The organism is Streptomyces luteireticuli, assembly GCF_041519305.1.
GTDB lineage: Bacteria > Actinomycetota > Actinomycetes > Streptomycetales > Streptomycetaceae > Streptomyces > Streptomyces luteireticuli.
The window spans coordinates 5,067,260-5,087,936 of record NZ_CP167927.1; the positions used below are offsets into that span (position 1 = coordinate 5,067,260).

General features: G+C 72.1%; 18 protein-coding genes. 13 read left to right on the forward strand and 5 right to left on the reverse strand.

Annotation, left to right across the window (positions count from 1 at the left end):
- Nucleotides 1-249: 249 nt before the first annotated feature.
- The 5 genes from AB8735_RS22720 to AB8735_RS22740 all read left to right on the forward strand — a co-directional run bounded on the left by AB8735_RS22720 (nucleotide 250) and on the right by AB8735_RS22740 (nucleotide 7,457).
- Nucleotides 250-1,752: an aldehyde dehydrogenase family protein gene (locus AB8735_RS22720; protein ID WP_344027393.1), complete on the forward strand. Its 1,503-nt coding sequence runs from the start codon at nucleotides 250-252 to the stop codon at nucleotides 1,750-1,752.
- A gap of 93 nt (nucleotides 1,753-1,845) precedes the next feature.
- The gene (locus tag AB8735_RS22725) at nucleotides 1,846-3,408 is read left to right on the forward strand and encodes a GMC oxidoreductase (RefSeq protein ID WP_344027395.1); all 1,563 of its coding nucleotides are present in this window, start codon (nucleotides 1,846-1,848) and stop codon (nucleotides 3,406-3,408) included.
- Nucleotides 3,405-4,520 (forward strand): glycine betaine/L-proline ABC transporter ATP-binding protein, encoded by a 1,116-nt coding sequence (locus AB8735_RS22730; RefSeq protein ID WP_372409007.1) that lies wholly within the window; start codon nucleotides 3,405-3,407, stop codon nucleotides 4,518-4,520. Before AB8735_RS22725 ends, AB8735_RS22730 begins: the two co-directional genes overlap by 4 nt.
- Nucleotides 4,517-6,499 carry an ABC transporter permease gene (locus tag AB8735_RS22735; RefSeq protein WP_372409008.1) on the forward strand — a complete coding sequence of 661 codons (1,983 nt, stop codon included), beginning with the start codon at nucleotides 4,517-4,519 and terminating at the stop codon, nucleotides 6,497-6,499. The genes AB8735_RS22730 and AB8735_RS22735 overlap by 4 nt, the downstream gene beginning before the upstream one ends.
- On the forward strand, nucleotides 6,489-7,457 hold the full coding sequence (locus AB8735_RS22740; RefSeq protein WP_344027399.1) for an ABC transporter substrate-binding protein: 969 nt from the start codon (nucleotides 6,489-6,491) through the stop codon (nucleotides 7,455-7,457). The genes AB8735_RS22735 and AB8735_RS22740 overlap by 11 nt, the downstream gene beginning before the upstream one ends.
- A gap of 186 nt (nucleotides 7,458-7,643) precedes the next feature.
- Here the strand turns inward: AB8735_RS22740 and AB8735_RS22745 are convergent, their stop codons facing one another.
- Nucleotides 7,644-8,369, reverse strand: coding sequence for an isocitrate lyase/phosphoenolpyruvate mutase family protein (locus AB8735_RS22745; RefSeq protein WP_372409010.1), 726 nt, complete (start codon nucleotides 8,367-8,369; stop codon nucleotides 7,644-7,646).
- Nucleotides 8,370-8,416: 47 nt separating this feature from the next.
- Here AB8735_RS22745 and AB8735_RS22750 point away from each other — a divergent pair, with 47 nt between their 5' ends.
- From AB8735_RS22750 to AB8735_RS22760, 3 genes are all read left to right on the forward strand, one after another.
- Nucleotides 8,417-9,853 (forward strand): PLP-dependent aminotransferase family protein, encoded by a 1,437-nt coding sequence (locus AB8735_RS22750; protein ID WP_344027403.1) that lies wholly within the window; start codon nucleotides 8,417-8,419, stop codon nucleotides 9,851-9,853.
- 63 nt (nucleotides 9,854-9,916) lie between these two features.
- Nucleotides 9,917-10,234, forward strand: a complete 318-nt coding sequence (locus AB8735_RS22755; RefSeq protein ID WP_372409012.1) for a hypothetical protein — start codon at nucleotides 9,917-9,919, stop codon at nucleotides 10,232-10,234.
- 5 nt (nucleotides 10,235-10,239) lie between these two features.
- Nucleotides 10,240-11,433 carry a glutathionylspermidine synthase family protein gene (locus AB8735_RS22760; RefSeq protein ID WP_372409015.1) on the forward strand — a complete coding sequence of 398 codons (1,194 nt, stop codon included), beginning with the start codon at nucleotides 10,240-10,242 and terminating at the stop codon, nucleotides 11,431-11,433.
- 177 nt (nucleotides 11,434-11,610) lie between these two features.
- Here the strand turns inward: AB8735_RS22760 and rocD are convergent, their stop codons facing one another.
- Entirely contained in the window at nucleotides 11,611-12,828 is a 1,218-nt protein-coding gene (gene rocD, locus AB8735_RS22765) for an ornithine--oxo-acid transaminase (RefSeq protein ID WP_372409017.1), read from the reverse strand.
- Nucleotides 12,829-12,957: 129 nt separating this feature from the next.
- Between rocD and trpS the strand changes: the two genes are divergently transcribed.
- From trpS to AB8735_RS22780, 3 genes are all read left to right on the forward strand, one after another.
- Complete coding sequence (gene trpS / locus AB8735_RS22770; protein ID WP_344027411.1) at nucleotides 12,958-13,971, forward strand: tryptophan--tRNA ligase; 1,014 nt, start codon at nucleotides 12,958-12,960, stop codon at nucleotides 13,969-13,971.
- Between the two features lie 165 nt (nucleotides 13,972-14,136).
- A complete protein-coding gene (locus tag AB8735_RS22775; RefSeq protein WP_372409018.1) occupies nucleotides 14,137-14,769 on the forward strand; it encodes a 2'-5' RNA ligase family protein in 633 nt (210 codons plus the stop codon).
- 201 nt (nucleotides 14,770-14,970) lie between these two features.
- Complete coding sequence (locus tag AB8735_RS22780) at nucleotides 14,971-15,861, forward strand: YihY/virulence factor BrkB family protein (RefSeq protein WP_372409020.1); 891 nt, start codon at nucleotides 14,971-14,973, stop codon at nucleotides 15,859-15,861.
- 22 nt (nucleotides 15,862-15,883) lie between these two features.
- On the opposite strand, the gene AB8735_RS22785 is transcribed toward AB8735_RS22780, so the two are convergent.
- Nucleotides 15,884-17,191: a D-alanyl-D-alanine carboxypeptidase gene (locus AB8735_RS22785; protein WP_344027417.1), complete on the reverse strand. Its 1,308-nt coding sequence runs from the start codon at nucleotides 17,189-17,191 to the stop codon at nucleotides 15,884-15,886.
- Nucleotides 17,192-17,306: 115 nt separating this feature from the next.
- Between AB8735_RS22785 and AB8735_RS22790 the strand changes: the two genes are divergently transcribed.
- Nucleotides 17,307-17,588, forward strand: a complete 282-nt coding sequence (locus tag AB8735_RS22790) for an SCO4848 family membrane protein (RefSeq protein WP_344027419.1) — start codon at nucleotides 17,307-17,309, stop codon at nucleotides 17,586-17,588.
- 127 nt (nucleotides 17,589-17,715) lie between these two features.
- Entirely contained in the window at nucleotides 17,716-19,293 is a 1,578-nt protein-coding gene (locus AB8735_RS22795) for an ABC transporter substrate-binding protein (RefSeq protein WP_372409021.1), read from the forward strand.
- A gap of 10 nt (nucleotides 19,294-19,303) precedes the next feature.
- Here AB8735_RS22795 and AB8735_RS22800 read toward each other — a convergent pair whose 3' ends face one another.
- Both AB8735_RS22800 and AB8735_RS22805 read right to left on the reverse strand, forming a co-directional pair.
- Nucleotides 19,304-19,792, reverse strand: coding sequence for a hypothetical protein (locus AB8735_RS22800; RefSeq protein ID WP_372409022.1), 489 nt, complete (start codon nucleotides 19,790-19,792; stop codon nucleotides 19,304-19,306).
- A gap of 149 nt (nucleotides 19,793-19,941) precedes the next feature.
- Nucleotides 19,942-20,649 (reverse strand): trypsin-like serine protease, encoded by a 708-nt coding sequence (locus tag AB8735_RS22805; RefSeq protein ID WP_372409024.1) that lies wholly within the window; start codon nucleotides 20,647-20,649, stop codon nucleotides 19,942-19,944.
- Between the last annotated feature and the right edge of the window lie 28 nt (nucleotides 20,650-20,677).

Below are 20,677 nucleotides of genomic sequence, written 5' to 3' on the forward strand. Positions count from 1 at the left end.
CGTGCGTGACGCGTCCGCTGTCCCCGCCGTCCGTTCGGTACGGGGCGCGGGATTGTCAACGGCCCGGACGGGTCATCGTGCGCCGGTCCCTGTCCGGCCCGTCCCGGCATGTCACAGAAGAGGAGGACGTGATTCAGGTCACTTTCCGCAACCAATGAGGCATACGTCGTTCGAATGCGGTTAGGCGCGGCCCGTTGACGGCCGAGCGCTGGGCGCCCGGCCATTCGCGCATGGCAGGAAAGGCAGACGATGTCGGCAGTCGAGACGATCCACGTGGACGGGGTGTGGCGGGCCGCCGCCTCCGGTGACCGGCGGGAGGTGCTCGACCCCGCCGATGCCAAGGTCCTCGCCGTGGTCGCCGAGGGCGGCGCCGCGGACGCCGACGCGGCGGTGGAGGCCGCGCGCAGGGCGTTCCGCGAGGGCCCCTGGCCGCACACCCCCGTCGCCGAGCGGGCCGCGCTGCTGCGCCGCGTCGCGGACCTGCTCCAGCGCGACCGCGAGGAGATCGCGCTCGTCGAGAGCCGCGACACCGGCAAGACGCTGGAGGAGGGGCGGGTCGACGTCGACGACGTCACCAACGCCTTCCGGTACTTCGCCGATCTCGTCGTCAACGAGGGCGGCGGGCGCGTCGTCGACGCGGGCAGCAGCGACGTCCACAGCGTCGTCGTGCACGAGCCCGTCGGCGTCTGCGCGCTGATCACGCCGTGGAACTACCCGCTCCTCCAGGCCAGCTGGAAGATCGCCCCGGCGCTCGCCGCGGGCAACACCTTCGTCATCAAGCCCAGTGAGGTCACCCCGCTGTCGACGGTCCGGCTGATCCGGCTGCTCGTCGAGGCCGGGCTGCCCGCCGGCGTGGCCAACATCGTCACCGGTGCCGGCGACCCCGTCGGCGCCCGGCTCTCCGAGCACCCGCACGTCGACCTCGTCTCCTTCACCGGCGGGTTCACCAGCGGCACCCGGGTGATGGCCGCCGCCGCGCCGACCGTCAAGAAGGTCGCGCTCGAACTCGGCGGCAAGAACCCCAACGTCGTCTTCGCCGACGCCTGCGCCACCGACGAGGGCTTCGACACCGCCGTGGACCAGGCGCTCAACGCCGCGTTCATCCACAGCGGCCAGGTCTGCTCGGCCGGTTCGCGCCTCATCGTCGAGGAGTCGGTGCGCGAGCGCTTCGTCGCCGAACTCGCCCGCCGGGCCGAGCGGATCCGGCTCGGCCGCGGCACGGAGGACGGCGTCGAGTGCGGCCCGCTCGTCTCCGCCGCGCAGCTGGAGAAGACGGAGGCGTACGTCGCCTCCGCGCTCGCCGAGGGCGCGGTGCTGCGCTGCGGCGGCGCCCGCCCCGAGCCGAGCGAAGTCCGGCCCGCCACCGGCTACTTCTACGAGCCGACCGTCCTGGACCGGTGCAACCGCGGCATGAAGGTCGTCCGGGAGGAGACCTTCGGGCCGATCCTCACCGTCGAGACGTTCCGCACCGAGGACGAGGCCGTCGCCCTCGCCAACGACACCGAGTACGGGCTCGCGGGCGCCGTGTGGACCCGCGACGCGGGCCGCGCCCGCCGCGTGGCCGGCCGGCTGCGGCACGGCACCGTGTGGATCAACGACTTCCACCCCTACCTGCCGCAGGCGGAGTGGGGCGGCTTCGGCAAGTCCGGCGTGGGCCGTGAGCTCGGGCCCTCGGGTCTCGCCGAGTACCGCGAGAGCAAGCACGTCTACCAGAACCTCGCCCCGGCCCCCGTCCGCTGGTTCGCCGGCTGACAGCACCCGTAACGGCTGATGCATCCGTAACGGCTGACGCACCCGTAACGCCCCTTCAGCGCAGCACCTTTCACAGCAGAGGAGTACCCCCGCATGCCCCCCGCAGTTGAGAAGATCACCGCTGACTACGTCGTCGTCGGCGGCGGCACCGCCGGTTCGGTGATCGCCTCGCGCCTCGCCGAGGACCCCGGCACCAGTGTCGTCGTCATCGAGGGCGGCCCCACCGACATCGACCGCCCCGAAGTCCTCACACTGCGCCGCTGGCTCGGCCTGCTCGGCGGGGAGCTCGACTACGACTACCCCACCACCGAGCAGCCGCGCGGCAATTCGCACATCCGGCACAGCCGCGCCAAGGTGCTCGGCGGGTGCTCCTCGCACAACACCCTGATCTCCTTCAAGCCGCTGCCGGGCGACTGGGACGAGTGGGCCGCCGCCGGGGCCGAGGGCTGGGACGCGGCCTCCATGGACCCGTACTTCGCCCGGCTGCGGAACAACATCGTCCCGGTGGACGAGAAGGACCGCAACGCCATCGCCCGCGACTTCGTCGAGGCCGCGCGGAAGACGGCGGACGTGCCGCGCGTCACCAGCTTCAACGCCGAGCCCTTCCACGACGGCGTCGGCTTCTTCGACCTCGCCTACCACCCGGAGAACAACAAGCGGTCCTCCGCCTCCGTCGCCTACCTCCACCCGCACATCGAGGCAGGCGACCGCCCCAACCTCCGCATCCTGCTGGAGACCTGGGTGCACAAGCTGGAGCTGGAGGGGACGAGGGCGACCGGCGTCCGCGCCCGCACCAAGGACGGGCAGGAGCTGTTCGTCGAGGCGGGACGCGAGGTGCTGCTGTGCGCGGGCGCGGTCGACACGCCGCGGCTGCTGATGCACTCCGGCATCGGGCCCAAGGCCGACCTCGACGCCCTCGGCATCCCCGCCGTCCACGACCTGCCGGGCGTCGGCGAGAACCTGCTCGACCACCCCGAGTCGGTGATCGTCTGGGAGACGGACGGACCGATCCCCGAGAACTCGGCGATGGACTCCGACGCGGGTCTCTTCGTCCGGCGGGACCCGGAGGCGGGCGGCCCGGACCTGATGTTCCACTTCTACCAGATCCCCTTCACCGACAACCCCGAGCGCCTGGGCTACGAGAAGCCCGAGCACGGCGTGTCGATGACCCCCAACATCCCCAAGCCGCGCAGCCGCGGCCGGCTCTACCTCACCAGCGCCGACCCGGCCGTCAAGCCCGCCCTCGACTTCCGCTACTTCACGGACGAGGAGGACTACGACGCGCGCACCCTCGTCGACGGCATCAAGCTCGCCCGCGAGATAGCCAAGGCCGAGCCGCTGGCCGGCTGGCTCAAGCGCGAGGTCTGCCCCGGCCCGGAGATCACCACGGACGAGGAGATCAGCGAGTACGCCCGCAAGGTCGCCCACACCGTCTACCACCCGGCCGGCACCTGCCGCATGGGCGCCGCCGACGACGAACTCGCCGTCGTGGACCCGCAGCTGCGCATCCGCGGTCTGGACGGGGTGCGCATCGCGGACGCGTCCGTCTTCCCGACGATGACGGCCGTCAACCCGATGATCGGCGTGCTGATGGTGGGGGAGAAGTGCGCGGAACTGCTTGTCGACAGCCCGGCCGAAGGGGGGAATGGCCAGTGACCGCTGCCGATACCGTCGTTCTGGACGAGCCGCAGGCGGCTGCGCCCGCCGACCAGGCCCCCGTCTTCTCCGTCCGCAACCTGTGGAAGGTGTTCGGGCCCAAGCCCGAACGCGTGCCCGCCGCCCCGGAGCTGGCCGGGCTCTCCCCCGAGGCCCTGCGCGAGCGGACCGGCTGCACCGTCGGCGTCCGCGACGTCTCCTTCGACGTCCGCCCCGGCGAGGTCTTCGTCGTCATGGGCCTGTCCGGCTCCGGCAAGTCCACGCTGGTGCGCTGCCTCACCCGGCTCATCGAGCCCACCAGCGGCAGCATCGCCATCGACGGCGAGGACGTGTGCGCGATGGACAAGAACGCGCTGCGCGAACTGCGCCGCCGCCGTGCCGCCATGGTCTTCCAGCACTTCGGCCTGCTCCCGCACCGCACCGTGCTCGACAACGTCGCCTACGGCCTGGAGATCCAGGGCGTGCCCAAGCTCCAACGCCGTTCCAAGGCCGCCGAGATGATCGAGAAGGTCGGGCTGTCCGGCATGGAGGGACGGCGCCCCGCGCAGCTCTCCGGCGGACAGCAGCAGCGCGTCGGCCTCGCCCGCGCGCTCGCCGCCGACCCCGAAGTGCTGCTGTTCGACGAGCCGTTCAGCGCCCTCGACCCGCTGATCCGCCGCGACATGCAGGAGGAGGTCGTCCGCCTGCACCGCGACGAGGGCCGCACCATGGTCTTCATCACCCACGACCTCGCCGAGGCGCTGCACATCGGCGACCGCATCGCGCTGATGCGCGGCGGCCGCGTCGTGCAGTGCGGCACCCCCGAGGAGATCGTCGGCTCCCCGGCCGACGACTACGTCCGCGACTTCGTCCGCGACGTGCCCCGGGAACAGGTGATCACCGTGCGCCGGGCCATGCGCCCGGCCACCCTCGCCGAGGCCCGCGGCGGCTCCGGTCCCACCGTCGCGGCGGGCACCACCGTCGCCGAGGCCATCGACGTCGTCGCCCGCGACGGCAGCCCCGCCCGCGTCCTCGACGACGGCCGGTGCGTCGGCATCGTCGACTTCAAGTGCCTGCTGCGGGTCGTCGCGGGCCTGGAGGGCCACGGCCGCCTGGAGAAAGCCGCCGCATGAGCACCACCGGTACCACCACCCCCCGTTCCGCGGCCGTGGCCCCGATGGCGCTGCTGCGCCACCGGACCGTCCGCAGGCTCCTGCCGCTGGCCGTGGCCGGGGCGGTGCTCGCCCCGCTCGCCCACGTCCTGTGGGGGAGCGGCGGCTGGCCCGGAGCGCTCTCCGTCTCCCTCGACGAACCGCTCCGCTCGGCCGGCGACTGGATCGTGGACAACCGCGACAGCCACTGGCTCTTCCTGTACTTCTTCGGCTGGATCAGCGCGGGCCTCATCGCCGCCGTGCACGCCGTGTACGTCGTGCTCCTCGCCCTCGGCTGGGCGGGCGTGACGGCCGGTGCGGCCCTGGTCGCCTGGCGGGCGGCCGGGGTACGGGCCGCGGTCACCGCCCTCGCGTCGTTCGCGGCCTGCGGGCTGCTGGACATGTGGGTGCCCACCATGCGCACCCTCGCGCTGATGGTCGTCGCCGTCGCCGCGTCCGTCCTCGTCGGCGCGCTGCTCGGCCTCGCGGCCGGGCTGTCGGAGCGCGCGTTCCGCGTGCTGCGGCCCGTCCTGGACACGATGCAGGCGCTGCCCGCGTTCGCCTATCTGCTCCCCGTCGTCCTGGTCTTCGGCATCGGCGTCGCCCCCGCCGTCCTGGCGACGGTCGTCTACGCGGCCCCGCCGATGGCCCGGCTGACCGCGCTCGGCCTGCGCTCCACGGACCCCGGGGTCCTGGAGGCGGTCGACTCCCTCGGCGCCACGCCCCGCCAGCGCCTGCTGACCGCCCGCCTCCCGATGGCCCGGAAGCAGCTGCTCCTCGGCGTCAACCAGGCGATCATGATGGCCCTTTCGATGGCGGTGATCGCCTCGGTCATCGGCGCGGACGGCCTGGGCGACCGGGTCTACCAGGCCCTGTCGACGGTGGACGTGGGCGCGGCGCTTGCGGCGGGTATCCCGATCGTCCTCCTGGCGATCGTCCTGGACCGCACGACATCCGGGCGGTCCCGCCCGCTGTGGGCAGTCGTTCCGCAGGGCGGAACGGGTGGGCACAGCGGAACGACGGCCCGCACCCGAACCGCAACCACCTGGGCCCTCGGCCTGGCCGCCGTAGCCGCACTGGCACTGACCGTCCCCACGACCTGGCCGAAAAGCTGGACGCTCCAGATAGCAAGGCCGGTCAACCAGGCCAAGGACTGGCTCGTAGACCACCTCTACACCGGCATCCCCGGCATCGGCGGCACCGCCGACTGGGCCGCCCACTACACGGGCTGGATCCTGGACCCGCTCAGGGACACGCTGCAAGGAATCCCCTGGTGGGGAGCCCTCCTCCTCGTAGCCGCCCTGGCGAGGGCGATCGGCACCTGGCGCACCACCGCGACCGCGACCGCGGCCCTCGCCGCGATCGGCGTCATGGGCCGCTGGGACGGCGCCATGGACACCCTCTCCCAGGTGCTCGCGGCCGTCGCCGCCACGCTCGTGCTCGGCTTCGCCGTGGCCGTGGCCACGGCCCGCAGCCCCCGCACGGAGCGGCTGCTCCGCCCGGTGCTGGACGTCTTCCAGACCATGCCGCAGTTCGTCTACCTCATCCCCGTGGTCGCCCTGTTCGGCGTGGGCCGGGCCCCGGCCGCCGCGGCGGCCGTCGTCTACGCGCTGCCGGCCGTCGTCCGCATCGCGGGCGAGGGGCTGCGGCAGGTCAGCCCGGCGGCCATGGAGTCCTCGCGCTCCCTCGGCGCGACGGGCCGCCAGCAGCTGTTCCAGGTCCAGTTCCCGCTGGCACGGCCCGCGTTGCTGCTCGCGGTGAACCAGGCCGTGGTCCTCGTCCTCTCCGTCGTCATCATCGGCGCGCTCGTGGGCGGCGGCGGGCTCGGCTACGACGTGGTCTTCGGCCTGGCGCGCGGCGATCTCGCGGTCGGGCTGGTCGCGGGCGCCTCGATCGCCTGCCTGGGGCTGATGCTCGACCGGGTCACCCAGCCGACGAAGGGAGCGCACGATGCGCGCTAGGCACCTGACCGCCGCGGCGGCCGCGTTCGGCCTCCTGGCCCTCACCGGCTGCGGCGCCGCCGACATGACCAAGCAGGGCTCGCCCTACGCCAACGCGGCGGGCGCGAAGTCCGTGACGCTCTCCGTCCAGTCCTGGGTCGGCGCCCGCGCCAACGCGGCCGTCGCGCAGTACCTGTTGGAGCACGAGCTCGGCTACCGCGTCGACACCGTCCAGGTGGACGAGGTGCCCGCCTGGGACGCGCTCAGCCAGGGCCGGGTGGACGCCATCCTGGAGGACTGGGGCCACCCCGAGCAGGAACAGCGCTACGTCCGCGACAAGAAGACCGTCGCGGACGCCGGCCCGCTGGGCGTCTCCGGCCACATCGGCTGGTGGGTCCCCAAGTACTTCGCGGACGCGCACCCGGACGTCCTCGACTGGAAGAACCTCAACAAGTACGCGGCGCAGCTGCGCACTCCCGAGAGCGGCGGCAAGGGCCAGCTCCTCGACGGCTCCCCGTCGTACGTCACGCACGACAAGGCGCTCGTGAAGAACCTGAACCTGGACTACCAGGTGGTCTTCGCGGGCTCCGAGGCGGCGCAGATCACCCAGATCAAGCAGTTCGCCAAGGACCGCAAGCCGTTCCTGACCTACTGGTACGAGCCGCAGTGGCTCTTCAACGAGGTCCCGATGGTCGAGGTCAAACTGCCCCCGTACAGCGACGCGTGCGCGGCGAAGGGCGACAAGGACCCGGACTCGGTCGACTGTGCCTATCCGACGTCCGAGTTGAAGAAGTACCTCAACGCCGACTTCTCCCGGAAGGGCGGCGACGCGGCCGCCTTCCTGAAGAAGTTCCGCTGGACGAAGCAGGACCAGAACGAGGTCGCCCAGCTGATGGCGGAGGACAAGCTGTCCGCCGACGACGCCGCCGAGCGGTGGGTGAAGCGGCACCCGGACGTGTGGAAGGCGTGGGTGGGGTAGCGGAAGCGGTCGCTGGGCGGATTGGTCCGGGCGCGCAGCCGACGCGTGACCTGGGCGACGCCAACGGCCCCCGAGGCGGCCTCCCGGACGAGCGCGACGGCGTCCTTCGGCCGGTACTCCAGCGGTAGTGCCTACCATCCCCCGCAGGGGTGACGCGCTTCCCTGGAGGCCGGAGGAGCCGGAACCTCACGCGCCCCGCAGTTCCTCCGCGATCGGCCCCAGCGCGGCCATGGTCCGCTTGTACAGGCCCGGGCCGAACGTGATGCGCGTCGCGCCCAGCCGCCCCAGTTCCGCGGGCGTGAACTCGGTACCCCGGCAAAGGGCGTTCACCGGGAGGCCCGCCGCCTCGCCGATCCCCGCCAGCCACTCCACCGGCGCGAGGATCGGGAAGACGCAGTCCGCGCCCGCCTCCGCGTACAGCCGGGCCCGTTCGAGCGCGTCCTCCTCCGGCGCGCCGCGCAGGTGGCTGTCGATGCGGGCGTTGACGAAGAGCGCGTCGCCGGCGGCGGCGCGGACGGCCGCGAGGCGGTCGGCCTGTTCGCGGGCGTCCACCAGACGGCCCGTACGCCGGTCGGTGTCCTCCAGGTTGCAGCCGACGGCCCCGGTCTCCAGGAGGCGTTCGACGAACTCCGCGGCCGGGAGGCCGTAGCCGTCCTCCAGGTCGGCCGAGACGGGGACGGGGACCGCGCGCGCGATCCGCGCGACCGCCGCGAACATCTCGTCCGCCGGCACCTCGCCGTCCGCCACCCCCAGGGACGCGGCGACGCCCGCGCTCGGCGTGGCCAGCGCCGGGAAACCGGCGTCGGCGAGCGCACGGGCCGAACCCGCGTCCCAGGGGCCGGGCAGGACCAGCGGATCGTCCGGGTGCCGTCCGTGGTGCAGGGCGCGCAGCGTGGCGGTGAGGTCGCTCATGACCTCGACGCTAGGGGCTCAACCGGCCGCATGTATGGTCCACTTACATGACGGGATCATGGGCAACTCCACACCATCAGGCCGGCCCGGATCTCCACCTCGACCTCGAACCGGCCGGTCCGCGCGGCGGGGTGCGCGCGGGGCTGATCCGCGCGCTGCGCGACGCCGTGCGCTCCGGGCGGCTGGCCCCCGGCACCCGCCTGCCCTCCTCCCGCGCCCTCGCCGCCGACCTCGGCATGGCCCGCAACACCGTCGCCGAGGCGTACGGCCAGCTGGTCGCCGAAGGCTGGCTCACCGCCCGCCGGGGCTCGTCGACCCGGGTGGCCCCCAGCCCCGTACCGCCGCGCCCCGCCGCCCGCCCGGCGCCTCCCGTCCGCCCCGCCGAACGGCTCCCGTACGACCTGCGCACCGGGACGGCGGACGTCGCCACCTTTCCGCGCACCGCCTGGGCGGCCGCCGCCCGCCGCGCCCTCGCCGCCGCCCCCAACGACGCCTTCGGCTATGGCGACGGCCACGGCCGCCCCGAGCTCCGCACGGCCCTGGCCGACTATCTGGCACGGGTCCGCGGAGTGCGGACGGACCCCGAACGGATCGTCGTCTGCTCGGGGTTCATGCAGGGCGTGGCCCTGCTGGGCCGGGTGCTGCGCCGCCGCGGCGTGCGCGCGGTCGGCGTCGAGGGCCGCGGCTTCTGGGGCCACCACGAGTCCGTGGACCGCGCGGGGCTGCGCGGCGTCCCGCTGCCGGTCGACGCGCTGGGCGCGGACGTCGCCGAGCTGGACCGGCACCCGGACGTCGGCGCCGTACTCCTCACCCCCGCCCACCAGTTCCCCACCGGCGTCAGCCTGCACCCCGACCGCCGCACCGCCGTCGTCGACTGGGCCGTGCGCACCGGCGGGCTGGTCCTGGAGGACGACTACGACGGCGAGTTCCGCTACGACGGACGGAAGGTCGGCGCGCTGCAGAGCCTGGCCCCCGACCACGTCGTCCACTGCGGGACGGTGAGCAAGTCCCTCGCGCCCGGGCTGCGCCTGGCCTGGATGGCGCTGCCCGGGGAACTGGCCCGCGAGGTGGCGGAGCTCAAGGCGACGGGGGAGTGGGGCACCGGCGTCCTCGACCAGCTCACCTTCGCCGAGTTCATCGCCTCCGGCGCCTACGACCGCCACGTCCGCTCCGTCCGGCTGCGCTACCGGCGCCGCCGCGACCAGCTCGTCGCCGCGCTCGCCGCGCACGCGCCGCACATCGCCGTCACGGGCATCGCCGCCGGGCTCCACGTCGTCCTGCGGCTCCCGCCCGGGACGGAGGCGGCGACCGTCCGGGCCGCGCGCGAGCGGGGCGTGGCCCTGGAGGGCCTCGGCCGCTTCCGGCACCCGCTGGCCGGTGCCTCCGCGGGCGACGGCATCGTCGTCGCCTACGGCACCCCGCCCGACCACGCCTTCTCCACCGCCCTGGCGGCCCTGCTGGAGGCGCTGCCGCCGGCGGGCTGAAAAGAGTGCTGTCAGTGGCCGGGTTTATCGTGTCCGGACGTTGTGTACGACGGGGGACGAGAAATGGCAGGCAACAGAAGACTGCGCTCCAGCACGGTGATACTCGGCGGGATGGGCCTGCTCGCCACGGCCCTCACCTCCTGCGGGTCCGAGCCGGACAAGCGGTGCGTCGACCCCAAGAGCTATGACGCGGCGCGGGGTTATCGCGTGCTCGACGCGAAGGCGTGCAAGGACACCAGGCCGGGATCCCCGGCCGGCCAGTGGTACTACGGCGCCGGCCGCACCTCCGGCGGCTACGCCGGCAGCGGCACGTTCGTCAAGAGCCAGGCCGTGGACCGGGGCGGCTTCGGCTGCTCCTCGTCCGGCTCGGGCGGTGGGTGAGCGGCGTGCGGCGCCATCGCACCACCCCGCGCCCCGGCTGGCAGGAGACCGTCGAGGAACAGGGGGTGATCTACCCCCTCACCCGCCACCCCGACGGCCAACTGCGCCCGTACTGGGACGAGAGTGCCTACTACTCCTTCTCCCTGCCCGAGATCGAGGCCCTGGAGGAGGTCGTCGCCGAGCTCCACGAGATGTGCCTGGAGGCGGCGGACCACATCGTGACGGCCGGCCGCTTCGCCGAACTCGGCATCGAGGACGGACGACTGGCCGCGCTCGTCGCCGAGTCCTGGCGGCGGAGGGACGAACTCCCCTCGCTCTACGGCCGGTTCGACCTGCGGTACGACGGGCGGGAGGACGGCGGCCCGGCCAAGCTGCTGGAGTACAACGCGGACACGCCCACGTCGCTGGTGGAGGCCGCGAGCGCCCAGTGGTTCTGGATGGAGGACCGCTTCGCCGACCGCGAAGGGGCCGACCAGTGGAACTCCCTGCACGAGCGGCTCGTCGCCGCGTGGCGGCGGCAGGCACCGCTGCTGCCGCCGGGCGCGCCCGTGCACTTCGCGCACTCGGCCGGTGACGAGATCGGCGAGGACCTGATGACCGTCGCCTACCTCCGCGAGACGGCCGCCCAGGCCGGTCTCGACACGCGGGCCGTCTCCATGGAGGACATCGGCTGGGACCGGATATCCGGGCGCTTCGTGGACGAGCGGTACGGGTTCGTACGGGCCTGTTTCAAGCTGTACCCGTGGGAGTGGATGACCGAGGACCGCTTCGGCCCGCGGGTGCTGGACACGCTGGACAACGGGGGTGGGACGGGGTCCACGCTGTGGATCGAGCCGGCGTGGAAGATGCTGCTGTCCAACAAGGCGTTGCTGGCGGTGCTGTGGGAGCTGTTCCCCGGGCACCCGAATCTGCTGCCGGCGTATGTGGACGGGCCGCGGGATCTCACGTCGTACGTCTCGAAGCCGCTGCTGGGGCGGGAGGGGGTGGGGGTCGTACTGCACCCCGCGGGTGATGCGTCCTCTGTGCGGGACGAACCCTGCTGCTACCAGGAGTTGGCCCCGCTGCCGGAGTTCGACGGGAACCGGGTGGTGCTTGGGGCGTGGGTGGTGGACGGGGAGCCGGCGGGGATGGGGATACGGGAGTCGGAGGGGTTGGTGACGGACGGGTACGCGCGGTTTGTGCCGCACGTGATTTTGTGATGCCCCTGGCCCGCCCTTTCACCGTTTCTTTGCGCTCCGCGCGGGTGTCCTCAAGCGCCGGACGGGCTGATTTCAGCCCGTCCGGCGCTTGAGGACTTCGCCCGAAGGGCGAATGGGGTCCGGGGTCTCCCCGGAAGAAACGGTGAAAGGGCGGGACAGGGGCAAAGCCCCCCGGCCTCAGCCCGCGAGCACCGCCCTCAACTGGTCCAACCCCCAGTCGAGATCCTCCTTGGAGATCACCAGCGGCGGCGCGATCCGGATCGTCGACCCATGCGTGTCCTTGACCAGAACACCGCGTTCCAGAAGGCGTTCGGAGACATCACGGCCCGTCCCCCGGGACGGCGCGATGTCCACCCCGGCCCACAGCCCCCGCCCCCGTACCGCGTCCACCGCACCCTCGCCCACCAGCAGCCCCAGCTCCCGGTGCAGATGCTCGCCCAGCTCCGCCGCCCGCTCCTGGTATTCACCCGTTCTGAGGATCGCGATCACCTCCAGGGCCACTGCGCAGGCCAGCGGATTTCCCCCGAACGTGGACCCGTGCTCGCCGGGCCGGAACACCCCGAGCACCTCGCTCGACGCGACGACGGCGGACACCGGCACCACCCCGCCGCCCAGCGCCTTGCCCAGGACGTACATGTCGGGCACCACGTCCTCGTGCTCACAGGCGAACGTCCGCCCCGTACGCCCCAGCCCGGACTGGATCTCGTCCGCGATGAAGAGGACGTTCCGCTCGGCGGTCAGCCGCCGGACGCCCGCCAGGTAGCCGGCCGGCGGGACGAGGACGCCGGCCTCGCCCTGGATCGGCTCCAGGAGCACCGCCACCGTGTGCTCGTCGACGGCCGCGGACAGGGCGGCGAGGTCGCCGTAGGGCACGATCTCGAAGCCGGGGGTGTAGGGACCGTAGTCCGCCCGCGCCTCGGGATCGGTGGAGAAGCTGATGATCGTGGTCGTCCGGCCGTGGAAGTTGTTGTCGGCGACGACGATCTTCGCCTTGCCGTCCGGGACCCCCTTGATCCGGTAGCCCCACTTCCGCGCCGTCTTGACGGCGGTCTCGATCGCCTCGGCGCCGGTGTTCATCGGCAGCACCATGTCCTTGCCGCACAGCGCGGCCAGTTCGGTGCAGAACTCGGCGAACCGGTCGTGGTGGAAGGCGCGGGAGGTGAGGGTCACCCGCTCCAGCTGCGCCTTGGCCGCGTCGATCAGACGCCGGTTGCCGTGGCCGAAATTGAGCGCCGAGTAGCCGGCGAGCAGATCGAGGTAGCGGCGGCCCTCGACATCGGTCATCCACGCGCCCTCGGCGCTGGTGATCACGACGGGCAAGGGGTGGTAGTTGTGCGCGCTGTGGGCCTCGGCGGCGGAGATGGCGGCGGTGCTGCGTTCCGTGGAGATCAACATGTGCTCCGTTCAGACCGGGTCGGATCCGGGGATCCGGGCATGCGGCGATGCCGCCCTTTTTAACACCCCTCTGACGTCCGGGACCCACCGTCGGACCGACCCGGTGGCCGTACCTGAGAGAATGTGGGCATGGCCCTTGATCGTTCGCGTGTGCTCTCCGGAATCCAGCCCACTGCCGGTTCGTTCCACCTCGGCAACTACCTCGGTGCCGTCCGCCAGTGGGTGGCCCTGCAGGACTCCCACGACGCCTTCTACATGGTCGTCGACCTGCATGCGATCACGGTTCCGCAGGACCCGGCCGAGCTGCGCGCCAACACCCGCCTCGCCGCGGCCCAGCTGCTCGCCGCCGGTCTCGACCCGGACCGCTGCACCCTCTTCGTGCAGAGCCACGTCCCCGAGCACGCCCAGCTCGGCTGGGTGATGAACTGCCTGACCGGCTTCGGCGAGGCGTCGCGCATGACGCAGTTCAAGGACAAGTCGGCCAAGCAGGGCGCCGACCGGACCACGGTCGGCCTCTTCACGTACCCGATCCTCCAGGTCGCCGACATCCTGCTCTACCAGGCCAACGCCGTCCCCGTCGGCGAGGACCAGCGCCAGCACATCGAGCTCACCCGGGACCTCGCCGAGCGCTTCAACGGCCGCTACGGCGACACCTTCACCGTCCCGGCGCCGTACATCCTCAAGGAGACGGCGAAGATCTACGACCTCCAGGACCCGGCGGTCAAGATGAGCAAGTCGGCCTCGACGCCGAAGGGTCTGATCAACCTGCTCGACGAGCCCAAGGTCTCCGCGAAGAAGATCAAGAGCGCCGTCACCGACACCGACACCGTGATCCGCTTCGACGCCGAGAAGAAGCCGGGCGTCAGCAACCTGCTGACGATCTACTCCACGCTCACCGGCACGGGAATCGCGGAACTGGAGCAGAAGTACGAGGGCAAGGGCTACGGTGCGCTCAAGACCGACCTCGCCGAGGTGATGGTGGAGTGGGTGACGCCGTTCCGTGCCCGTACGCAGGAGTACCTGGACGACCCGGCCGCGCTCGACGCCGTGCTGGCCAAGGGCGCGGAGAAGGCGCGCGCCGTGGCCGCCGAGACCCTGGCACAGGCGTACGCGAAGGTGGGCTTCCTGCCCGCCGCACGCTGACCGCACCGCTGAGAATTCCGTCACAGCGGACGAGCCGGTACGGCCCGACGGTGCAGGGAGGAGCGGCTTCCGCCCCGCACCCGGGACCGGCACACCTGGCAGTGGACGCGGCGCAGCCGCCACACTGACCACGGGGACCTACAGGCGCACAGGAGGGAGAACTCGATGGGGACCGTAACGCTCGGCGTTTCGATCGCGGTCCCGGAGCCGTACGGCAGCTTCCTCCAGAAGCGCCGCGAGGGCTTCGGCGATCCCCACGCCCACGGCATCCCCACGCATGTGACCCTGCTGCCGCCCACCGAGGTGGACGACGCGTCACTGTCCGTGATCGAGCAGCACCTCGCCGAGGTCGCCGCGCTCGGCCGCCCGTTCCCGATGCGCCTGTCGGGCACGGGCACCTTCCGGCCGCTGTCGCCGGTGGTCTTCGTCAACGTGGTGGAGGGCTCCGCCTCCTGCTCGTGGCTCCAGAAGCGGATCCGGGACGCGTCGGGCCCGCTCGCCCGCGAGCTCCAGTTCCCGTACCACCCGCACGTGACGATCGCCCACGGCATCCCCGAGGAGGCCATGGACCGGGCCTTCGAGGAGCTCGCGGAGTACGAGGCGGCCTGGACCGTCGCCGGTTTCGCGCTCTACGAGCAGGGGGCCGACGGCGTCTGGCGGCTGGACCGCGAGTACCGCTTCGGAGCGGACGCGGACGCGGATCCGGGGACGGAAGCCGGGGTACCGGCCCAGGACCCTCTCCAGACCGCGGTACCCCACCGGACCGGGGCCTCGCGGCCACCCGCGACCTCCCGCTGACCCCTCGGCCTCCCGGCCGGGACGACGGATCTGCGGGCTGACCGGAACCGCGGGTCCACGGACTGGGCCGCCCCCGCAGAGGAACCCCGATCCGGGGGCTGTGTTCTCCCGGGGGCAACCCCCGGACCCCCGGCCGGAACCACGGGTCCACGGACTGGGCCGCCCCCGCAGCGAGACGCCGATCCGGGGTAAACGTGGATCATGGACTGGTTGACCCGGCTGCCCGTGATCGGCCCCGTGGCGACGCGGCTGTTCCGCACCCACGCATGGCACTCCTACGAGACGCTGGAGCGGGTGAAGTGGACCCGGCTCGCCGCCGCGATCACCTTCACCAGCTTCGTCGCCCTCTTCCCCCTGCTCACCGTCGGCGCCGCCGTCACCGCCGCCGTCCTCGGCGCCTCGAAGGTGCACGAGCTGGAGGGGAAGCTCGCCGAGCAGGTGCCCGGCATCTCCAAGTCCCTCGATCTGCGCGCCCTGGTGGACAACGCGGGCACGGTCGGCCTCGTCGCCGGCGCCCTGCTGCTCGTCACCGGCATCGGCTGGGTCGGCTCCCTGCGCGAGTGCCTGCGCGCCGTGTGGGAGCTGGAGGAGAGCCCCGGCAACCCCTTCCTGCTGCGGCTGAAGGACGCGGGCGTGCTGCTGGGCCTGGGCGCGGTGGTGCTGCTCTCCCTCGGCTGCTCGGGCTTCGCCTCCGCCGCGGTGAGCTGGGCCGCGGGCCGGGCCGGGCTGCCGTCCGGCGGGGCGGGCGGTGCGCTGCTGTCGGCCGCCGGCTTCTGCGTCGCCGTCCTCGCCGACCTCCTGCTGCTGCTCTACGTCCTGACCCGGCTGCCCCGCGTCCAGCCCGAACCGCGCGCCCTGCTGACCGCCGCGCTGATCGGCGCGGTCGGGCTGGAGGTGCTCAAGCTGGTGCTCGGCGGCTATCTGAGCGGGGTGGCGGCCAAGAGCATGTACGGGGCGTTCGGCACGCCCGTGGCCCTGCTGCTGTGGATCAACTTCACCGCGAAACTGCTGCTGTTCTGTGCCGCGTGGACCGCCACCACGCGGCACGACGCCTCCGCCGACCTGCTCAGGACCGAGCCTGCCCAGGACTGAAACCGCCCAGGACTGAACCCGCCTAGGGCTGCGGCGGACGCCTGAGCGGCCACCGGCGGTGCACCACGTACGCGGCCCCGGCCAGGACCGCGAGCGCACCGCCGGTGATCCCGACGGCCGTCCAGAGCCCTCCGCCGCCCGAGCCCGTGCCGGAATCGGCGACCGACGCCTGGGCCTTGTCCCCCGCCTTGCCGCCGGACTTCCCGGCGTCCTTGCCGCCCGACGCGCCCAGCGGGGGCACCAGCACGCCGACCGGCTTGACGTGCCCGACCGCCTCGAAGCCCCAGTCCAGCAGGGCGGCGGACTCCTTGTAGACCTCGCCGGTCTCCTTGGTCTCCGGGTTCATCACGGTCACCAGCAGCTTGCGGCTGCCGTGCTGGGCCACGCCCGTGAAGGTGTTCCCGGCGTTGGTCGTGGAGCCGTTCTTCACCCCCGCGATGCCCTTGTAGACGGGCATGCCCTGGCCGGTCAGCAGCCGGTTGGTGTTCTGGATGCCGAAGGACTCGCGCTTCTTGCCCTTCTTCTCCTCGCCGGGGAACTGCGCGGTGGCGGTCGCGCAGTAGTCCCGGAAGTCCTTCTTCTGCAGCCCCGAGCGGGCGAAGAGGGTCAGGTCGTAGGCGCTGGAGACCTGGCCGTCCGCGTCGTAGCCGTCGGGGGTGACCACGTGCGTGTCGTTGGCCTGGAGCTCCTCGGCGTGCGCCTGCATGTCCCGGACGGTCTGCCCGACGCCGCCGTTCATCGCGGAGAGGACATGGACGGCGTCGTTGCCCGACCGCAGGAAGACCCCCAGCCACAGGTCCTGCACGGAGTACGTCGAGTCCTCCTTGAGCCCCACCTGGCTGCTGCCCTCGCCCATGCCCTCCAGATCCGAGGGCGCGACCTTGTGCTGTGCCGTCCTGGGGAACTTCGGCAGGACGGTGTCCGCGAAGAGCATCTTCAGCGTGGACGCCGGCGCCAGCCGCCAGTGGGCGTTCTTCGCCGCCAGCACCTCGCCCGACTCGGCGTCCGCGACCAGCCACGCGTCACCGCTGAGCCCCTTCGGCAGCGCCGGGGCCCCCGCCTCCGGCTGCACCTGCACGCCCGGCCTGCCCAGCAGTTCGCCGCCGACCTCGGACATCTTCGCCGGGGGCTGCTTGGGCGGCTTGCCCTTGTTGTCGGACGGGCTGCCGGACGGGCTCTTGCTCGCCGAAGGCGAGGGGGAGTGCGTGGCCGGCGGGGCGGTCGGGGCGGCGACCGCGGGCGAGACGGCCGCCAGGGGGAGCAGCAGCGAGGCCGAGGCGGCCACCAGGGCCGCGCCGCGCCGCCGGACTGTCTGTGATGTCGTCGTCATCGGCACGCCGGTGAACGTACCCCTCTGCCGCGGCTCCGAGGCCGTGCCGGCGGCGCGGTCCCCCGCCGAGGACCCGATAGGACCAGTGCCGGTGCCGGATCGCATACTGAAACCCATGGTGAATCCCTCCGGGGCGTCGGCCCCTCGCACCCCCGCTGTCCTCTCCCGCCCCGTGTCCTGGTTCCTGCTCGCCTTCGGCGTCTGGAGCTGGTTCATCTGGATCACTTTCGCAAAGAATCTCTGGAAGGACGGGAGCGGGCTCGCCTTCGACGACGCGGGTGAGCCGACCGCGTACTTCTGGGTCCACCTGGCGCTCGCTATTACCTCTTTTCTTCTGGGGACGGCCGTCGGCCTCATCGGGTTGCGTGGGGTCAGGGCGTTGCGGCGCACTTCATAGCGTTTCCCCGCCGTACTGCGGGGACAGCAGCCCGCCCCCGGATGGCCGCCGATCACTTGGCCGATTCCCCGGACGTACGCCCGTTCGTGTGTTTAGGTGAGGCGCGTCACTGGAAAAGGGGGCGCGCATGCGTGGGATCCGGAGACGCACCCGGGGCGGGGCGGCCGTCGTCGCGACGGCACTGATCTGGGCGGGACTGAGCGGGTGTTCGCTCGTCTCCTCCGACGACGGGGAGGCCCGGCCGGTCACGGTGGGGACGACCGACACGGTCACCACCCTCGATCCGGCGGGCGCGTACGACGCCGGATCCTGGGCGCTCTTCGGCAATCTCTATCAGTCGCTGCTCACCTTCGCCCCCGGCACCACCACCCCCGTCCCGGACGCGGCCGACAACTGCCGCTTCACGGACGAGGCGTTGCGCACCTACACCTGCCGGTTGCGCGAGGGGCTGACGTTCGCCAACGGCCATGATCTGACGGCCCGTGACGTCAAGTTCTCCTTCGACCGGATCCTGCGCATCAGGTCAGACCAGGGACCGGGACCCCTGCTGTCCACCCTGAAGTCGGTCGCGGCGGACGGCCCCGGCACGGTGACCTTCCGGCTGCGCTCGCCGGACGCCACCTTCCCGTTCAAGATAGCCACCGGCGCGGGCTCCATCGTGGACAGCAGCCTCTATCCGGCGGACCGGCTGCGCTCCGGGGACGCGGCGGACGGCTCCGGCCCGTACCGGCTGAAGTCCTACGCGGCGGGGGCGACGGCGGAGCTGACGCCCAACGGCCGCTACCGGGGCGCGGTCGGGAAGGCCGGACTCCCGGTCACCGTCCGGTACTTCGGCGATCCGGCGAAGATGAGCGCGGTCTGGAAGCGGCGTGACGTCGACGTCGTCTCGCGCCAGCTCCCGCCCGCCGACACGGCCCGTCTCTCGTCCGGCTCGCGCGCCGAGCACGGGCTCCGCGTCGCCGAGAACGCGTCCGCCAACATCCGCATCCTCGCCTTCGGCCTGCACGACGGCTCCCCGGTGAAGAACGTCGCGGTGCGCCGTGCGGTCGCCGCCGCGATCGACCGCACGGGCCTCACCCGTGATGTCCACCTCCGCACGGTCGAACCGCTCTACTCCCTGATCCCGCAAGGGGTTTCCGGCCACACCACCTCCTTCTACGACCGCTATCCGAAGCCCGACCCGGAGATCTCCCGCGATCTCCTGCGCGCCGCGGGCATCACCGCTCCGGTCCGCTTCCGGCTCGCCTACTCCAAGGGCGCGGCGACGGGCGAGGAAGCGGCCATGCTGAAGCGGCAGTTGGAGGCGACGGGGCTGTTCGAGGTCGAGACCCGGTACGTGGAGTGGAAGGAGTTCCAGAAGGGGTACGCCCAGGGCGCCTACGACGCGTTCTGTCTGAGCTGGATCGCCGACTACCCCGACGCGGACACCTTCGTCAGCCCCCTGGTCGGCCCCGGCAACACCCTCCACTCCGGCTACGCCGACGACCGCGTCACCCGGCTGATCCGCGAAGCGCAGCGCAGCAACCGGCGCGAGGGCGGTACGGAGCTCTACCGCACCATCCAGAAGATCGTGGCGGACGAGGTGCCCCTGGTGCCGCTGTGGCAGAAGAAGGAGTACGTGATCAGCAAGGACTCGGTCTCGGGTACGCAGTATCTGTCGGACGGGACAGGGCTGTGGCGGTTGTGGAGGCTGGGGCGGATCTAGGAGGGCTTGGTCAGGTTCGGTTGCCGGTGGCGTGCCTTGGTGATCGGTTGTTCCGTCGACCGGTTGTGACGCCTGAGGAGTTGGCTGGGGTCCGGTGTGATCCGGAGGTCTTCGCGGCGGACGTGTTCGAGCCGTCCGCACCCGCCCCCGTGCACCGCGCATCCACCCCGGGGACCTTCCCGTCCACCGGATACGCCACCACCGTGTCGTCCACGTGCGTGTTGCCACGGCTCGCGAAGACGCCGAGGAAGCCGAGGCGCTCCTCGCCGAGCGCGACGCGAAGGTCGTCCATGGCGTGGGCGGTGGCCTCGGTGGACAGCTGGGGGAGCGCGGCGCCGGCGCCGGTCGGCCAGGGCGCGTTCGGCGGTGCGGGTGCGGGTGCGGGTGCGGGTGCGGGCGCCGGGGAGCGGAAGAAGCCGCCCGTCGCACCGCAGCCGACGGGTGCGCTGCGGCCGACGCCGCGCGGGTCGAAGCCGACGAGGTCGTAGGCGCGGCGCACCCGCTCGGGGAGCTTGGCGCGCTTGGTCGCGGCGTAGTCGAGCCCGGCGCCGCCCGGCCCGCCCGGGATTGACGAGCCGGGCGCCCCGGTGCTCGACGGGGGTGCCGACCGGACCTGGCCGCCACGCTCGCCGCCCTATGTGCCGGGGATCAGATGCCCGTCTTCGCCTTGATCCAGTCGCGTGTCTCGGATACGCCGCCGGCGTTCTCGGTGCAGTGGACTCGGTCATCGTAGGGGTACGAAGGCTGCCAGGTGACGGCCGCCACTTTCAGCTTTCCGTCGTAATTGTGAACTACTGGCCCACCCCAGTCGTCCGACCCCATACACCCTCCGTTTTTGCAGCCGCTTGCCGTAGCGAAGACGGTTTGGGACGAATAATCCGTCACCCTTACGTTGATCTTGTTCAGCGCGTTGCCGTCCCAGCCGTAGGTGGTGTCCACGTCCCCGACCTTGGGGAGTGGGTCGGACTTGTCGGCCAGCACCATGTAGCCGTTTGTCGCGGGGTCGGATGTTGATCCGTTGGGAGCGGGGATCGCTTGGGGGATGTGAACCGCCGCCACGAGGACGTTCTGTTCCCAGTAGGTTGCGTCGGCCTTGTAGGTGATGCCGTCGCCACGGTCGACCGTAGTGGTGTCCGTATAGCTGACGCAGTCCCGTGAGCTCAATACCCAGTTCGGGCTGATGAGCGCGCCACTGCAATAGTAGTCTCCGCCCCCTGTAGCGGTGAAGTGGAGGCGGACCGCCGCGGAGGGAGTCGGGACGGGGGTTCCGCCGATGATTGCGTGAGCGTCGGTGATTCCGGCGCACAGTGCGACGGCGGTGCCCACTGCTACGGAGGCGTTTCGGATCTTGTGCATGGCATTTCCTCCCGGATTCGGAGAGCTT